The following is a 16488-nucleotide window of genomic DNA, read 5'->3' on the forward strand; positions in this document are numbered from 1 at the left end:
CAGTTAACTACTGGAAAGCTTTTGTATTACCATATACATTTGCTTTAGAAGAGTTAAAAACTAAATTTGAAATTATGAACCGGGAAGCTCAATTTCTAGAGGATTACAACCCGTTTGAACATATAAAAACAAGACTAAAACAACCTGAAAGTATTATTAAAAAACTAGAGCGCAAAAGCTTATTACCAACAGTTGAAAATGCTCAAACACATTTACAAGATATTATTGGTATTCGTATTACATGTTGCTTCGTAGAAGATATCTATCATTTGAAAGAAGTCATTCAAAAACGCGAAGATATGGAAGTCATAGAAGTAAAAGATTATATCGCTAACCCAAAACGAAACGGATATAAAAGTTTACACATGATCATTAAATACCCTTTGTCACTAAATTCTGGTACAAAAGATGTATTTGCAGAAATTCAGTTACGTACACTGGCAATGGACTTTTGGGCAAGTTTAGAACACAAACTTTATTATAAATATGAAGGAAAAATACCGGAGTATTTAAAAGATGAACTACATGATGCAGCAATGAAAGCTGAAGATCTGGATAATAAAATGGCCACAATTCGTCAAGATATTGATGATATTGAGGCATGTTCAAATCAAATTATGCTACCACTATAAAAAAAGGTTCTCGCCAATGAGAACCTTTTTTATATCATTTTTTGGAAGTACGACTCCACACTTATTAAAGTTTCACGTTATTTTTTCTCTATTGTTCGAACCTCTTCAATCTTCCATTTACCCTCTTCTTTTCCAAGGGCATACTGTACTTTCTTTTGAAGAGTAATACTGTCGTCTACTTCCTTTTCTTTCGTTTCAACAATAACATACCCTACTTTACTAACTTTCATATCTATATGTTCCAATTCAATTTTCTTATTTCCCTTTTGAAATGCGGCTTCTTTTTGTGTTTTTAAGTCCTCAGCACTAGGCATCTTCTTTGAAAATAACTCCATATGTTCTGCAAGATTTTTTTCATTGGTCGTTCGCACAAATGTATGAATAACATCTTGAATAGATTTCTCTTCTTCTTTTGTTATTTGTACCTTTTCCTCAGTTTTTTTAGTAGTAGATTTTTGTGCTACATTATTCTCTTCTTGTTGACATCCAACTAGTAATACTACAAATGCTAGAAGGAATCTTAATTTCGCAAATATTTTTTTCATATTTCCAACTCCTAAAAAGAAAAGCGAGGCAGTTCGCCTCACTTTCGCTCTTAATTAGCGTCTTCCTTTATTCGGATCACCACCGCCAACAATATCAAAGACACGTTTCGCTATATTTGTATTCTCTTGAACGCCAGAGAACAAGTATTTACCTGGACCAAATGCATACACGTTCACATCTTCCCCTGTATGTCCACCTGTTGTCCAGCCTGTAACCGAGCGCTTATTGAAAATATCTTCAATTGCATTATCAATCTTTGTTACATCTTTTGACGGAGCTATATCATTTACAGCTTGAATTTCTTCTGGAGTTAATTGTAAATCAATATACTTTTTCAATGTTTCTTCTACATTTGCACCTTTTGCAATCTCATTTGCCATAAAGTCTGGTGTGCGTTTTGCAGCTTTAATTGGATCTACTTTAAAGTTATACTCGCCATTGGCACCTAAAGATAAGCCACCCGTAGCGTGATCTGCCGTTGCAACAACTAACGTATTTTTATCTTTTTTCGCAAACTCAATCGCTGCTTTGAAAGCTTTTTCGAAGTCTTCCATTTCACTCATTGCACCAACAATATCATTATCATGTCCAGACCAGTCGATTTGACTTCCTTCCACCATTAAGAAGAAACCATTTTTATTTTTGTTCAAACGCTCAATTGCTGCATTAGTCATTTCTTCTAATGAAGGTGTTTTCTCATTGCGGTCAATCATTTTATCTAATCCACCTGGTGCAAATAAACCAAGAATTTGATCATTTTTATCATTTAACAATTGATCTCGATCCGTTACATAGCTATAACCAGATTTCTTAAACTCTTCTGTAAGATTACGATCTTTTCTAACAAAGTTCTTTACGCCGCCGCCAAGCATAACATCTACCTTATGCTTCCCTTTAATTTTCTCATCAAAATAATCATTTGCAATTGCGTCCATATTTTTACGGCTAATGTCATGCGCACCGAAAGCAGCTGGTGTTGCATGTGTAATTTCAGAAGTTGCAACGAGTCCCGTTGATTTCCCTTTTTCTTTCGCTTGCTCAAGAACTGTTTTCACTTCCGCTTTATCATTATCAACTGCAATTGCAGCATTATATGTTTTAATTCCTGCTGACATAGCTGTTGCTGCCGATGCAGAGTCTGTAATATTTTCATGTTCATCTTCTGGGTATGTTTTTTGTGTTCCTACAAGATGCTTATCAAATTCTGTAGATTCCATTTCAAAGGTTTTTGGATTATCTTTCATATAACGGTGAGCCGTCATATATGAAGGGCCCATACCATCCCCAATTAATACGATAACATTTTTAATCTTTGCATTGCTTCCGTTCTCATCTGCATTAACCTCACTAGAACGAGTAAAATTCCATGTTGCTACCGAAGTAACTGCTAATGATGCCACAACTGCAAATGGCCATGCTTTTTTCACAAACTTTTTCACTGTCTTGTCCCCCTAATTAGGTTATTCATTTCCCACTATCAAATTTAATGGAAGACTATTAAGAGAAAATTAGCTGTATGTAAATTTTTTGTTAACTTATGTAAATATCAGTTATAATTTGTATAAGTTTGTCTTTTTGTATCAATCATTCCGCCCTTTACAATTTAAATATAAACAAGTTGGATTTCATTTAACGTAAATCTCTTTTTTTACATTTTGACTCTATGTTTATGAAAATAAATAGAAATGCGGTGAGCCTTTATGAAAATAGTAAAGCTAAATGAATCTTTTATTTTTGAATTACTTGATCTTTGCAAATCTGTTGGATGGTTACACGATGAAATTTTTATGAAAAAACAATTCGAAATGTATCTTTCTATCGGCACACTTGTAGGTTACATTCATGAAAACAAACTCATTGCGACTGGAGGAGTATTTCCCTTTACAAGTAACTTCGCTTCCATTGGTATGTTAATCGTTCACCCTAATTTTCAAGGACGCGGAATAGGGCGCATGTTGCTAAATCATTGCTTGGAACAAATTCATCCAAAACAACCCATTGCACTTATTGCGACAAAAGCTGGCGAACCTCTATACACATCATGCGGATTTCAAACAGCAACAACGATTCATCGTTTTGAAAAGCAAACTATTAAGACGTACCCTTCTCACTTACAACAAGTACAAGAAGAAGACCTTATATCTGTTACTTCTCTGGATCAAATTGCAACTGGTATGAATCGTTCTCTACTTTACTCTTTGCTATTACCAAGGGCCGTACACTCTTTTAAAATTGAAAGAAATAACTGTATAGAAGCTTTTTCATTATGCATACAAAAGGGCAATATATTATGTATCAATCCACTTATCGCCAAGCAAGAAGAAGATGCTATCCAATTATTAAAAAAGATATGTGAATGTTGGAATGGTATAGTACGAATTGATGTTCCACACTCACAATTTACATTTCGTCAATTTCTTCAAACAGAAAATTTCCAAGAAACGCTCCTTTCACCTCTTATGATAAAAAATGGTAGCCAACTTCCTGGAAATCGTAATATGCTATTTGCTATGATAGATACAGCGTTATGTTAGAAAGGAGACACCTAATTGAAGCGATTTAGCTATTTTATGGTAGGTTGTCTTACTCTTACACTATTAGTAGGATGTAGTGCAGCAGAAAAGCCAGTAGAACAAGTAAAACAAGTTAAAAATACAATTACAGCGAAACTAGCTACCGAGGAAAAAATGGTAGAAATAGATGGTCAAACCATTTACTTTAAAAAGATTGGTAATGAAAAACCACCTTTACTTATGATTCATGGCTTTGGAGGGTCATCAGATGGTTTTCAAAAGATTTACTCCGATTTAGCAAAAGATCATACAATTATTTCTGTAGATGCTTTAGGATTCGGGCGCTCATCTAAGCCAATGGATTTTTATTATTCTTTTCCAACTCATGCAAATTTGTATTATAAATTAATGAAAAAACTAGGGTATGATTCATTCGCAATACTGGGGCATTCCATGGGGGGAGAAATTTCTCTAAATTTAACATATTTATATCCTGAAGCAGTTACTCACCTTATTTTAACTGATGCTACAGGTGGCCCTCATACATTCGTTAATAAACAAGGCTCACCAAAACCACAATTGTCGACTGATTTAAATGCCGTTTCTTCTATTACAGATTATGATGAAAGCAAAGTGAAATTCAAACGTAATGATGAAGAGCATTATAATAAAATGAAATTATGGCCTAGACGTCTTAAAATTAATGCAAATGAAATAAAACAGCCAACTTTAATTATATGGGGCAGAAATGATAGTAGCGTTTCCTGGAAAGAAGGAGAAACGTATCATCAATTCTTAAAAAATAGCACTTTACATATTATTGAAAAAGGTTATCATGCACCATTTCGCCAAGAACCACAAGAATTTGTCGGGTATGTAAAAGATTTCTTTAAGAACAATCCGATTAAAGTTGAAAAATAACATAAACGGGTATCTCAAAATGAGATACCCGTTTTCATATATTAAGCAGCTTGCTTTTGGCGTTTTGGAGTTTTTGATCCTAATACTTTCGGGATAACGAAGCCATCCATTCCAAATTTCCCAGCGTTCATACCGGAAACAAGAACAAACATAGATAAGATAACCATCTCAGGGTTCACACCAATTGACCCACTAAACATATAGGAAAAGTTCATTACAAGACAAAAAAAGACCGCTGTTTTTGTTAAACAGCCTACAATTAAACCAATTCCGACTAAAATTTCTCCCCATGTTACAAGTGTATTAAACAAATCTACATTTGGAATTGCAAATTCTTGTAAGAATGATGCCCACCAAGATTGAACAGCCGGTTGTGCACCTTTAGATTTTTCAATTGCCCCTTGCAAATAACCTGTTGCATCGAATCCTTTTCCTTGTAGTTTACCGATTCCAGCCATTAACCATGTGTAACCAAGATATACTCGAATTACTGCTAATGCAAAAGAAACTGCTTTGTTTTCTCTTAAAAATTGAATAACCATATCTTCCTCCTAAAGTTGTAATTAAGTTAGTTACAGATAATATAATAACATTAGTTACTTATTTTTCAAACGTTAATTATGAATAATCTGTGACATGCGTATGAAACATTAAAAACTAACGTTTATATAGTAACTTTTATTACCTGTAAAAACTTGAACATATCATACCACAAGTGATAACCATTTTCATTGAAAAAAATGTAAAAAAAATGTGAGTTAAATGTGAAACACGTTTATTCGAATATAGAATAAACGTGTTTCACACTAATTATAGAATCGAAATGTATGTGTCTCCTCATCAATTAAACTCGCTTCTTGAAACGCTTCTTCTAACGTTTTCCCATGGTTAATAACCCCATAAAATAAGCGTATAGTAAACATAAGTGCTGCATTTCCATCTACATAATCAATCGATCCAATATATGATTTCGCACCACTATGTAAAAAAGATTTTGCTAGATTTTGCTCCCCTAACGTACACCCGCTATTTACAATATGTGTATTATGCAATTTTGCATATTTATAAATTTCTTCTGTACCAAAATACCCTCTCGGTTCATCTTGTTCATATACTTCTTCGCCTAACTCTTCCATGACAAACTTCCCTTCTTCACCATGAAAGCAAAAAATAATATAATTAATATTGTTAAATAAGTTCTTTCCAGAAAGAACTTCCACAAAATCTTTCGGTCTACCAATCCAATATGTCACAACCCTTGCACCAAAATATTCAAGAGATGCTCGGATTGATTGCGCCTCTAAATCCGAATTAAAACCAACTACTAATGCAATATTCAACATACAACCCCCATCCTATAATCAGCCCTTATCAATCAGAATTTTATGGGATAAATCCATTTCATATATGCCCGTTTCTTTCAAAAAATCTGATCTAGTTAAAACGAATTTCTGGTAAATCCGTTGTATGTTCACCTTCACCATGCCGAACAAAAACGATTTTCATATTCAGCCTCCTCTTACTATAAAATCCTCACACATATTTCTTCCCTATTGCATTCTTTATTCCTGCTGTATAAAAACCGATATGTAAAAAACATTTGACACCAATCTTTGTAAAATATTACAATATTACATGTAAAATACTTTTTACACCGAAAGGAGAATTACATATATGAAATGGATAATTGTCTTTATTGGAATGATTGTATGGGGATATATAAACGGCTTCTTTAGTAGTGATCAAACTGCTAATCCCTGGATTACAGATGATGAACGTGAAACAAAAATTAAACAAAAAGCAATTACGGCAAGCTGGTCCGGTGTTTTTATGTTTTGTACCATTAACCTCTTAAATAAATGGTTAGGTTTAAGCACAAACGATAAATCACCGTACTTACCAGACCCTATCGCAGCTATTTTAAAGGAAAATGTAGAGTTACAAGTTTTACTCATGCTATTTGTTATGTATGGAATATTTTACTTACATTATCGAAGAAAATTAAGTGCCTAACTTCTAACTCATGATTATCCTCCTAAATGGTTATAGTAATTAGGACGAAATGAAAGGAGCGATAGAAAAATGAGTAACTCGAATGAATTTTTAGATACACTACATGAAAAACAAGCAAAAGATGAACAAAATAGAAAGCGCCAAGGGAACGGAAACCCAGCGAAAAAAAAGCCAAATAAAACGCATAAATAACAATAAAAAACTGCCTAAAATGATCTTTTAGGCAGTTTTTTATTGTTATTTCACCGAGATGACATTTTCCCAATTCCATTTCTCATAATACCACGCTGGTACATCTATATTTTCAATCCACTTCTTTTCCTGTTTCCCATCTTTATGAGCAAGCCATACATCCGCTTTCTTACGGTCTGAACGTATCCAAATTAATTGATTACTCTTCTTCATGAAGATCGGGTGGTAATCCCCTTGCCTGTTCTTTTTCTTTGTGATTTGATGCTGTGCATTACTTGTACTATCGACCTCATACAAAGATGGTAGTGGCCTTTTTTCTGGTGGAGTTTCTATCCCTGCCTCCTTTGCTCGTGAAACGATAATTACTCTATCGTTCTTCCATACAAAATCCCAATCAACATATCCTTTCGGCGTAAATATGTTCTGCTGAAGTGCTGGCAATTCCTTTACTTTTAAATGCTTATTTTCTAATGCAACTCTTCCGCTCCCTTCAATATAAGCTAATATATTTTTTGATGGTGCCCATTGAAACCATTGTGCGTTTAGTAACATTTGATCTACTTTTTCAAACCGACTGCCATCTGCACGAACTAAGCAAAGCGTATTACTATCAGCTGACCATGAAGCTGTCGGTACTGCTAAAAATGAAATCCACTTTTGATCTGGTGACCACTTAAAGCCACTTGCTACTAGCGCTAGGAAATCATCATGTTCATTTGGCAATGCATACAAATGCTTCATTTTGTGAGGATTCATATGTGCATCTTTTTGCACTTCATATAGCTGAGCCCCTGTCCATCCTGTTGGAAGTAAGTGCGCTTCAGAGGATACAAGAAAGTTCTTTCCATCGGGGTACCATTCATAATCCCCTACACCAGCCGATACATTTTCAAAATCTGCATTCTTTTTTTCTACATCAAATGTATTTAATGTACCTGTAAATATAAATGCAATTATATTTTCTGTTGGTGACCATTGATAATTCGATGCTTCTGAGTGAAACGGCGTAACTTTCTTTCCATCTTTCAGCCGATATAACTCAAGAATATTTTGTTTCTTCCCTTTTACATATGCCAGCCATTCTCCATCATGTGACCACTTTGGCCCTGTTATGTTCTCTCCTTTTGTAAGTTGTTTTTCTTTCCCCTCAACTTTAATCCAAAGGTTATGATGACGAATAAAAGCAACTTTCACACTATTATTTTCTGCGCTAGTAATAGTGATAGAACACAAAAACATAAACAACACTACACTACCACTTACTATTAGCCTTTTCATACCATCACTCCATTTCCCTCATAGCATTCCTCACTTTCTTCCTACAATATGTGAAAAATATCGATTCGACATAATCAGAAAAAATTTCCCAAGAAATTTTCAATTCATAGAGGATTGGTATGAATTATGTCGAAAGTATAGTTTAGCCAACATTTATATTTATAAGTTATAACTAAAATGTAAGATTTTATTTCTGAATATTGGAACTTTTTATTAGGGGGGAGTATCAATGAAAAAAACTACATCTACACTATTAAGCATGGCGCTTGTCTTTTCTAGTTTTGGAGCTTTAAGCGCTCATGCTGAATCACTACAAAAGGAGAAGCAATTTAGTCCACAATTAAAAACAACGATTGAACAGTGGGGAGAACATAAAATTGCTCAAAATGTTGAAACGAAAACAACAAAAGAAATATCAGTAATTGTAGAATTGCAACATGCACCTCTCGCTGCTCAAAGTAATATTCAGCATGCTCCAGATTTACAAAATAGTAATGCTCAGTCTTATCATGCTGAGCTAAAAAAAGCACAAGAAGATACGACTAAGAAAATAAAAGAAAAAGCACCTGGTGCAAAAATTAAAGAAGTGTATAATACGTTATTTTCCGGATTCTCTATTTCAGTTCCTGGAGATCAAATTACCTCTCTTGCCTCTTTACCTGAAGTAAAAGCAGTCTATCCGAACTTAACATATAAATTGCATGAAACATCAAAAAGTACTACTAACGAAGAAGCACCAAATATCGGTGGACCGACAATTGGTGCACCTGAAGCGTGGAATTTAAAAGATCCATCTGGCAAACCGCTTGATGGAAAAGGCATGAAAGTAGCCATTATCGACTCTGGCGTAGACTATACACACCCTGACTTAAAGGCAAATTATATCGGTGGATATGACACGGTTGATGAAGATAGCGATCCAATGGATGGTAACGTACATGGTACTCATGTAGCTGGAATTATTGCGGGTAATGGAAAAATTAAAGGCGTTGCTCCAAACGCTTCTATTCTAGCCTATCGTGTAATGAATGACGGTGGAACTGGTACAACAGATGATATTATCCAAGGGATTGAGCGAGCGATTCAAGATGGTGCGGATGTGTTAAACCTCTCCCTTGGGCAAGATTTAAATGTACCTGATCAGCCTGTAACATTAACGTTAGAACGAGCAGCGAAACTTGGTGTTACTACTGTCGTTTCAAATGGAAATGACGGACCAAAACCTTGGTCTGTTGATGCTCCCGGTAACGCAAGTAGTGTCATTTCTGTTGGAGCATCTACGGTTTCTATCCCGTTTCCAACATTCCAAGTAGCTGGTTCCAGCAAAACATATCAAGGGTTACCGTTATCAACATCCGATTTTCTAATAGGAAATGATTCCCCTCTTGTATATGTTGGTTATGGCAATCCAAGTGATTATGCAAAACAAGATGTGAAAGGGAAATTCGCACTTATTTTACAAGGTACTTCTAGTACATTAGTAAAAGCAGAACAAGCGAAGCAAGCTGGGGCACTTGGTGTGTTATTAATCTCTAACGAAAAAGAAATTAATATGATGCCGGAATATTTTTCACGTGAACATCTGGCTATCCCAGTAATGCAATTATCAAATACAAATGGGGAAGAATTAAAAACTTTAATCACAAAACGAAAGAAAAATATAAAAATTGGACAACCAAAGCAAACAGAACTTATCGGTAACTTTAGTTCAAGAGGACCATCACAAGGAAGTTGGCTAATAAAGCCTGATGTTGTTGCACCTGGAGTACAAATTACTAGTACAGTACCGCGAGGCGGCTATGAATCGCATAACGGAACAAGTATGGCTGCTCCACAAGTAGCTGGAGCGGTTGCCCTCTTGCGTCAAATGCATCCGGATTGGACGACAGAACAATTGAAAGCGGCTCTTGCTAACAATGCAAAAACATTACATGATGTCAATGAAAATACATACCCTGTTATGGCACAAGGATCTGGTTTAATTAACATTCCGAAAGCAGCTCAAACAAATGTATTAGTAAAACCTAACAATGTCAGCTTTGGTCTTATTAAGCCAAATAGCGGAAAAGTAAAACTGACGCAAAATGTTACATTACAAAACCTTTCTAGTAAAAAGAAAAGTTTTTCAACTCGTGTGGAATTACTAGATGCCAACACAAAAACAAAAGTAAAAGCTTCTGTCCCTTCATCGATTAGCATACAACCGAATAGTAGTACCGAAAAACCATTTACTATCACGGTAGATAGCTCACTACCACAAGGTGTGTATACTGGAAATGTATATGTAAAAGAACAAGGGGCAAAAGAAGAAATTCGAATTCCATTCACATTTAGTATCGATCCTAAAGATTATAAACGTATCGATGGACTTGAAATTATTAATTCTACTTTTAGCCCAAATGGCGACCACGTACTAGATGATAATCTCATCAACTACTATTTAGTTGCGCCTGTGGATGATGTAACATTACATGCAAATTTAGTTACGAAAGAACGTGTAACGTATCAAGGGATTATCCATCAAGCTAAAAATGCAACTCCTGGATACAAACCTTTCAAATGGAATGGTACAAAAGCAGATGGCACTCCTTTAGCTGACGGGCTATATCAAATCGAAGCAGTTGCTTCTAATTCTGGTGGAGAAACAAAACAAACAGCTGCTGTATTTCTTGATCGAACTGCACCTAAGTTAACACACGAAGTTGACCAAGAAAATCTCGTAATTAGAGGAAAAGTTGATGATATTCTACTAGATTGGATGTCAGAATCTGGTTGGATAGCACCTGGTATTCCAGTGAGAATGCAATATGAAATTAACGGAAATGGTGTATGGGAACAGGCATTCCTGAACCCTTGGGAGAAAAGCTATGACATTTATTTCGATCGCACTCAATTACACGAAGAAAAAAATACTATTCACATTGTAGCAACTGATGCAGCTGGCAATACCTCTAATTTAACTGTTAATTTAGAAGTGAAATAAAGTGAAGCCTTAATCAGTAGAGATTTTGTTCATCCCCACTGATTATTAGCCTTCACCAATCGGGGGTTACGGGCAGTTATTCTCCCACCGAATTTTGAGGTAGGAATTTTACTGCTCATTAACACGGGATAAAAAATTTTTGTTGACAATTTTTTAAATATAGTTTTATAATACAAAACATAGTTTAGTTGAACGAATTATATATCGGCTTTGAAGGAATGCTAGTAGCGACTTATATCACTGTCCCAGAGAACTGATGGTTGGTGCGAATCAGTACATATACAAGCGTGAATTACAATTCTGGAGCTTCTTTCCCGTAATGCTTTTTATGCATGAAGAGAAAGACGGATCTTTCCGTTATCGTAAAGTGAGTGGTAAACAATTAGTTGTTTACAAATAGGGTGGTACCGCGATTTTTATCGTCCCTATCGGATTTTCCGATAGGGACTTTTTTGCATCCATCCTCTTACACAATTTCATATATACGCGTTGAAAGAATCGCAGTAGTATCTTATATCCCTGTTACAGAGAGCTAATGGTCGGTGGAAATTAGCACATATATAAGTATGAATTACAATTCTGGAGCTTCTTTTTCGTAGTGCTTTTATGCATGAAGGAAAAGACGGAATTTTTCCGTTATCATTAATTGAGATGTAAGTATATTTTCACTTACAAATAGGGTGGTACCGCGATTCTTTCGCCCCTATCGGATTTTCCGATAGGGGCTTTTTCTATTTATCACAGAAACATATGTTAAATAATTCCGAATCTTATGATAAAATTTTATAAGCGCTTACAAAAAATGAAAGGGGGTGATACAAGCTATACGAAATCGGTATTCATTTTTATTGAAAAAAAGGAGGATGTCTAAATGACAAAGAAAACAGAAATTCCATCGCATTTAAAACCATTTGTATCCACACAACATTATGATCAATACACACCGGTGAATCACGCTGTGTGGCGTTATATTATGAGACAAAATCATAGCTTCTTAAAAGACGTTGCTCATCCAGCCTATGTGAACGGACTACAATCATCTGGTATTAATATAGATGCAATTCCAAAAGTAGAAGAAATGAATGAGTGTTTGGCACCAAGCGGCTGGGGCGCTGTAACAATTGACGGACTTATTCCTGGCGTAGCATTCTTCGATTTTCAAGGACACGGATTACTACCGATTGCAACAGATATCCGGAAAGTAGAAAATATCGAGTACACACCAGCTCCAGATATCGTACATGAAGCCGCAGGACACGCACCGATTTTACTTGATCCTACATATGCAAAATATGTGAAACGTTTTGGGCAAATTGGTGCAAAAGCTTTCTCTACAAAAGAAGAACATGATGCATTTGAAGCTGTTCGTACATTAACGATAGTAAAAGAAAGCCCTACTTCTACTCCTGATGAAGTTAAGGCTGCTGAAAATGCTGTAATTGAAAAACAAAACTTAGTTTCTGGTTTATCGGAAGCTGAACAAATTTCACGTCTTTTCTGGTGGACAGTAGAATATGGATTGATCGGAAATATAGATGATCCAAAGATATATGGTGCTGGTCTCCTTTCTTCTGTTGGCGAAAGCAAACATTGCTTAACAGACGCTGTAGAAAAGGTTCCATTCTCTATAGAGGCATGTACAAGTACAACTTATGACGTAACAAAAATGCAACCACAACTATTTGTTTGCGAATCATTTGAAGAATTAACAGAAGCACTTGAGAAATTCTCTGAAACGATGGCCTTTAAAACTGGTGGTAAAGAAGGATTAGAAAAAGCAATTCGCTCTGAGAACTATGCAACAGCTGAGCTAAATAGTGGATTACAAATTACAGGTACATTTAGCGAGACAATTGAAAACGATGCAGGTGAATTAATTTACATGCGAACAAATTCGCCAACGGCATTAGCGCTTCATAATAAACAGTTAGCGAATCATTCTACTTCTGTACACAATGACGGATTTGGAACACCGATTGGATTACTTACTGAAAATATTGCATTAGAAAATTGTACAGACGAACAACTACAATCATTAGGAATTACAATTGGAACTATCGCTGAGTTTACTTTTGCAAGTGGTATTCATGTAAAAGGAACAGTAACAGATATTGTGAAAAATGATAAGAAAATTGCTCTTATTTCCTTTATCGATTGCACAGTTACTTATAACGCCCGCGTTTTATTTGATGCTTCATGGGGCGCATTTGATATGGCTGTTGGCTCACAAATCACTTCAGTATTCCCAGGTGCCGCAGATGCTGCAGCATTTTTCCCAATGGATGAAGAAATTCAAGAAATTCCTGCTCCACTTGTGCTGAATGAACTTGAACGTATGTATCAAACAGTTCGAGATATTCGAAGTGAGGGGATTTTACACGACGCGCATATCGATCAATTAGTAGCAATCCAAGAAGTATTAAATAAATTTTATGCGAAAGAATGGTTGCTGCGCCTTGAAGTATTAGAGTTACTTTTAGAGCATAACAAAGGGCATGAAACATCTGCAGCATTACTACATCAACTTTCTACTTTCACAACTGACGAAGCTGTAACACGCCTTATTAACAATGGTCTTGCGTTACTTCCAATAAAGGATGTGAAAAATGATGCTAAGATTAACTGAAGAAGAAGTTCACGAGGAATTATTGAAGGTAGATAAATGGATGGTAAAAGATGAGAAATGGATTGAACGAAAATATATGTTTTCCGACTACTTAAAAGGAGTCGAATTTGTCTCTGAAGCCGCCAAACTATCAGAAGAACATAATCACCATCCATTTATCCTTATCCAGTATAAAGCAGTTATTATTACTTTGTCATCTTGGAATGCAAAAGGTTTAACGAAACTAGATTTTGAGCTTGCAAAACAATTTGATGAACTATTTTTACAAAACGAAAATGCAATTATAAGAAAATAAAAAAGAGAAGCCTTTTTAGGCTTCTCCTTTTATTTGGAAATGGATACAATGTCCAAATGGATCCTCGACTTGTAATATTCCATCTTTGTACGTAGCAATCTTACCAATATTTTTTAAGCTTTCACATACTTGCTCTTTTTGTTTTTCATCCGCTAATACAATTGTGAAATATTTCAAACCAACAGAACCTGGCATTTGCGGTGGTACCCCTTCACCTTGCCATGTATTTAAACCGATATGGTGATGATAGCCACCTGCTGATACGAACAACGCTCCATTACGAGCTGGGATTGTTACTTCAAAACCAAGACCATCAACATAGAAACGTTTCGCTTCCTCTAAATCAGCTACATGGAAATGAATATGCCCCATCACAGTACCAGCTGGAAATCCACTCCATGTACTTCCTTGCTGCAATAATTCTTCACCAGCTAACGGGTTACTAACAAATGGGAGCTCTCCATTCTCATCACGCCAAACTTCTTTTTGTCGATCATGATAAATTTCAATCCCGTTTCCATCTGGATCAGCTAAATAAAGAGCTTCACTAAAGTAATGATCGGCCCCGCCATGTAGTGGATATACCATTTCTACAAGATGACGAAGAACATTCGCTAAATCCTGCCTACTTGGTAATAAAATTGCGTAATGATATAACCCTGTTCTTCCTCTTTGCTTCGGAAAAGCTTCTTTCTTTTCTTCAATGATAAGAAGTGGTTCATCATTTTCATTCCCAAATGTAACGACTGCTTTTTCTTCTTTTAGCACCTTCATACTTAGTACTTCCGTATAAAACTCTAGTGATTTCTTTACATTAGATACGTATAAATGAACAACATCCAGTGTTGTATCGGGATGAAGTTGAAAACTCATCTTGTTAGCCCCCCATTTAAATTAGTTCTTCTTTGACATTTTTTCTTTTAAGAAATTATCTACAAAACCATCAGCTTTTGCAACAAATAAGTATGCACCCATTGCTAATAATGCAAGTTCTAATTCGAAACCAGGATTTTTTCCATCTCCCAATAAACCAGCTGACCATTTCACTTTTACGATTGCTCCAACCATAACAAGTGCAAATAATAATCCAATATATCTTACACCTAAACCTAGAATTAATAATAGGCCTCCAACTAATTCAAATGTTGCTACACCGTATGCAAGTCCTCCTGGTAAACCAATGCTTGTAAACCACCCTGCAATATTGTCAATTCCTGATTGGAATTTTGTTAAACCGTGCATGAAGAATGTTACCCCTAACACGATACGAATAATTAAGTTACCAATATGTTGATTCATTTCTTTCTCTCCTTTATAGTTTTCTTATACAAAACTTTTATTTACATTACAAAACATACACTAATTTTTTTTATTCGTCAATTCATTTTCACTGGGAAAAAATATATTTTTTTTGCTATGATACAAATAGTTGTTTACAAAAAGGAGCTTGATTTTATGAATATTGGTTCTGCAATACGTGAAATTCGTCAACGTAGGGGCATAACAATCGCACAAATTTGTGAGGGAACAGGTCTTTCTAAAGGATTTATGAGTCAGGTTGAAAATAATAAAACATCACCATCTATCTCAACTTTAGAAACGATCTCCAATTTTTTAAACGTTCCCCTTCCCTATTTATTGTTAGAGCAAAAAGATCGATTAAAAATTGTCAAAAAAGAAGAACGGAAATACAGTGTATACGGCAAAGATGAGCAAAGAATTGAACATGTTGCGGAGCAAGGGGGCCTTCGCCTATCTTTAGTAGAAATCCCTACTGGATTCCCGAAAGAAAACTCACCAAATGCCCATGAAGGGGAAGAATGTCACCTTGTATTACGCGGAAAACTAGAAGTTCAGCACGGTGAAGATATTGCAATTGTAGAAGAAGGTGATTCTTTCTCATGGAATGCATGCGTTCCTCATATTGTTCGTAATATAGGAGAAGAAACTGCATTATTACTCATCTCTAGTTATGCAGAAAATCGAAAACGTGTTTACTAAATAATAAAAAAGAAGCCTGCTAAACAGGCTTCTTTTTTATCCCCTTATAATTCCATAACTTGTCCCCACTAGTACAGTCTTTTCGTGTTGATTGCGATAAACTGACTCGATTGAAACTTTTTTATAACCTTCCATTTGCTCAACATTTGTTAAAGTTAATTCACAAGTGATTGTATCTCCTGTGAAAACTGGTCTAATAAACTCACTTACTAATTCTCTTGCTATGTAATGTAATTCTTCGCCTACTTTCGTTCCAATGCTAGCAGTCAATAAACCATGGACCATTAATCTTCCATTTTCATCATATTCCACATGGTGTCTACCTTTATCTCCGGTAATATTTGCAAATTCAAACACCTCTTCCTCAGTAAATCTTCTTTCATATTTAAATACATCCCCAACTTTTATACTCATTTTTATCCCCCTAATAATAAACAGAATTTTCTTTTATTTTATCATAAAACGATCCTCAATCCATTCTCTATTAT

Annotated in this window: 17 protein-coding genes and 2 other annotated features; of the genes, 9 read left to right on the forward strand and 8 right to left on the reverse strand. The window is 35.3% G+C overall.

The features are described 5' to 3' along the window. The coding region (locus tag ACQGS6_RS06745) for a GTP pyrophosphokinase (protein WP_426964970.1) at positions 1-632 on the forward strand (632 nt) is incomplete at its 5' end. 77 nt (positions 633-709) lie between these two features. Here ACQGS6_RS06745 and ACQGS6_RS06750 read toward each other — a convergent pair. Both ACQGS6_RS06750 and ACQGS6_RS06755 read right to left on the reverse strand, forming a co-directional pair. After that, a complete protein-coding gene (locus ACQGS6_RS06750; protein ID WP_000717906.1) occupies positions 710-1177 on the reverse strand; it encodes a hypothetical protein in 468 nt (155 codons plus the stop codon). 54 nt (positions 1178-1231) lie between these two features. Further along, positions 1232-2617: an alkaline phosphatase gene (locus tag ACQGS6_RS06755; RefSeq protein ID WP_426964971.1), complete on the reverse strand. Its 1386-nt coding sequence runs from the start codon at positions 2615-2617 to the stop codon at positions 1232-1234. Between the two features lie 261 nt (positions 2618-2878). Here ACQGS6_RS06755 and ACQGS6_RS06760 point away from each other — a divergent pair, with 261 nt between their 5' ends. Continuing rightward, the gene (locus ACQGS6_RS06760) at positions 2879-3712 is read left to right on the forward strand and encodes a GNAT family N-acetyltransferase (protein WP_000706684.1); all 834 of its coding nucleotides are present in this window, start codon (positions 2879-2881) and stop codon (positions 3710-3712) included. 15 nt (positions 3713-3727) lie between these two features. Further along, on the forward strand, positions 3728-4612 hold the full coding sequence (locus ACQGS6_RS06765; protein ID WP_000819810.1) for an alpha/beta fold hydrolase: 885 nt from the start codon (positions 3728-3730) through the stop codon (positions 4610-4612). Positions 4613-4653: 41 nt separating this feature from the next. Here ACQGS6_RS06765 and ACQGS6_RS06770 read toward each other — a convergent pair whose 3' ends face one another. Together ACQGS6_RS06770 and ACQGS6_RS06775 are read right to left on the reverse strand one after the other, a co-directional pair. After that, a complete protein-coding gene (locus ACQGS6_RS06770; RefSeq protein WP_426964972.1) occupies positions 4654-5154 on the reverse strand; it encodes a DoxX family protein in 501 nt (166 codons plus the stop codon). A 264-nt stretch (positions 5155-5418) separates the two neighbouring features. Then, positions 5419-5955, reverse strand: coding sequence for a hypothetical protein (locus tag ACQGS6_RS06775; RefSeq protein WP_000931929.1), 537 nt, complete (start codon positions 5953-5955; stop codon positions 5419-5421). A 331-nt stretch (positions 5956-6286) separates the two neighbouring features. On the opposite strand from ACQGS6_RS06775, the gene ACQGS6_RS06780 reads away from it, so the two are divergent. Beyond that, positions 6287-6625 carry a hypothetical protein gene (locus tag ACQGS6_RS06780; RefSeq protein WP_000871152.1) on the forward strand — a complete coding sequence of 113 codons (339 nt, stop codon included), beginning with the start codon at positions 6287-6289 and terminating at the stop codon, positions 6623-6625. A gap of 69 nt (positions 6626-6694) precedes the next feature. Next, positions 6695-6817 (forward strand): DUF4023 domain-containing protein, encoded by a 123-nt coding sequence (locus ACQGS6_RS06785; protein ID WP_000071866.1) that lies wholly within the window; start codon positions 6695-6697, stop codon positions 6815-6817. A gap of 45 nt (positions 6818-6862) precedes the next feature. On the opposite strand, the gene ACQGS6_RS06790 is transcribed toward ACQGS6_RS06785, so the two are convergent. Next, the gene (locus tag ACQGS6_RS06790) at positions 6863-8095 is read right to left on the reverse strand and encodes a TolB family protein (protein ID WP_000825727.1); all 1233 of its coding nucleotides are present in this window, start codon (positions 8093-8095) and stop codon (positions 6863-6865) included. A gap of 229 nt (positions 8096-8324) precedes the next feature. Here ACQGS6_RS06790 and ACQGS6_RS06795 point away from each other — a divergent pair, with 229 nt between their 5' ends. The 3 genes from ACQGS6_RS06795 to ACQGS6_RS06805 all read left to right on the forward strand — a co-directional run bounded on the left by ACQGS6_RS06795 (position 8325) and on the right by ACQGS6_RS06805 (position 13999). Further along, positions 8325-11078, forward strand: coding sequence for a S8 family peptidase (locus tag ACQGS6_RS06795; protein ID WP_074625111.1), 2754 nt, complete (start codon positions 8325-8327; stop codon positions 11076-11078). Positions 11079-11279: 201 nt separating this feature from the next. Beyond that, positions 11280-11508, forward strand: a binding site (T-box leader). Between the two features lie 50 nt (positions 11509-11558). Next, positions 11559-11786: a binding site (T-box leader), on the forward strand. A 163-nt stretch (positions 11787-11949) separates the two neighbouring features. Beyond that, a complete protein-coding gene (locus ACQGS6_RS06800; RefSeq protein WP_000163199.1) occupies positions 11950-13704 on the forward strand; it encodes an aromatic amino acid hydroxylase in 1755 nt (584 codons plus the stop codon). After that, positions 13685-13999: a 4a-hydroxytetrahydrobiopterin dehydratase gene (locus tag ACQGS6_RS06805; RefSeq protein WP_000979538.1), complete on the forward strand. Its 315-nt coding sequence runs from the start codon at positions 13685-13687 to the stop codon at positions 13997-13999. The genes ACQGS6_RS06800 and ACQGS6_RS06805 overlap by 20 nt, the downstream gene beginning before the upstream one ends. A 15-nt stretch (positions 14000-14014) precedes the next feature. Here the strand turns inward: ACQGS6_RS06805 and ACQGS6_RS06810 are convergent, their stop codons facing one another. Both ACQGS6_RS06810 and ACQGS6_RS06815 read right to left on the reverse strand, forming a co-directional pair. Next, positions 14015-14872 (reverse strand): VOC family protein, encoded by an 858-nt coding sequence (locus tag ACQGS6_RS06810; RefSeq protein WP_000009844.1) that lies wholly within the window; start codon positions 14870-14872, stop codon positions 14015-14017. A 21-nt stretch (positions 14873-14893) separates the two neighbouring features. Next, a complete protein-coding gene (locus ACQGS6_RS06815; protein WP_001071553.1) occupies positions 14894-15298 on the reverse strand; it encodes a DoxX family protein in 405 nt (134 codons plus the stop codon). Between the two features lie 156 nt (positions 15299-15454). Between ACQGS6_RS06815 and ACQGS6_RS06820 the strand changes: the two genes are divergently transcribed. Further along, positions 15455-16000 (forward strand): helix-turn-helix domain-containing protein, encoded by a 546-nt coding sequence (locus ACQGS6_RS06820; RefSeq protein ID WP_001020693.1) that lies wholly within the window; start codon positions 15455-15457, stop codon positions 15998-16000. Between the two features lie 36 nt (positions 16001-16036). On the opposite strand, the gene ACQGS6_RS06825 is transcribed toward ACQGS6_RS06820, so the two are convergent. Next, positions 16037-16414, reverse strand: a complete 378-nt coding sequence (locus tag ACQGS6_RS06825) for a MaoC/PaaZ C-terminal domain-containing protein (RefSeq protein WP_000025015.1) — start codon at positions 16412-16414, stop codon at positions 16037-16039. Between the last annotated feature and the right edge of the window lie 74 nt (positions 16415-16488).

The organism is Bacillus sp. GMs2/2, assembly GCF_050172095.1.
Classification (GTDB): Bacteria; Bacillota; Bacilli; order Bacillales; family Bacillaceae_G; genus Bacillus_A; species Bacillus_A cereus.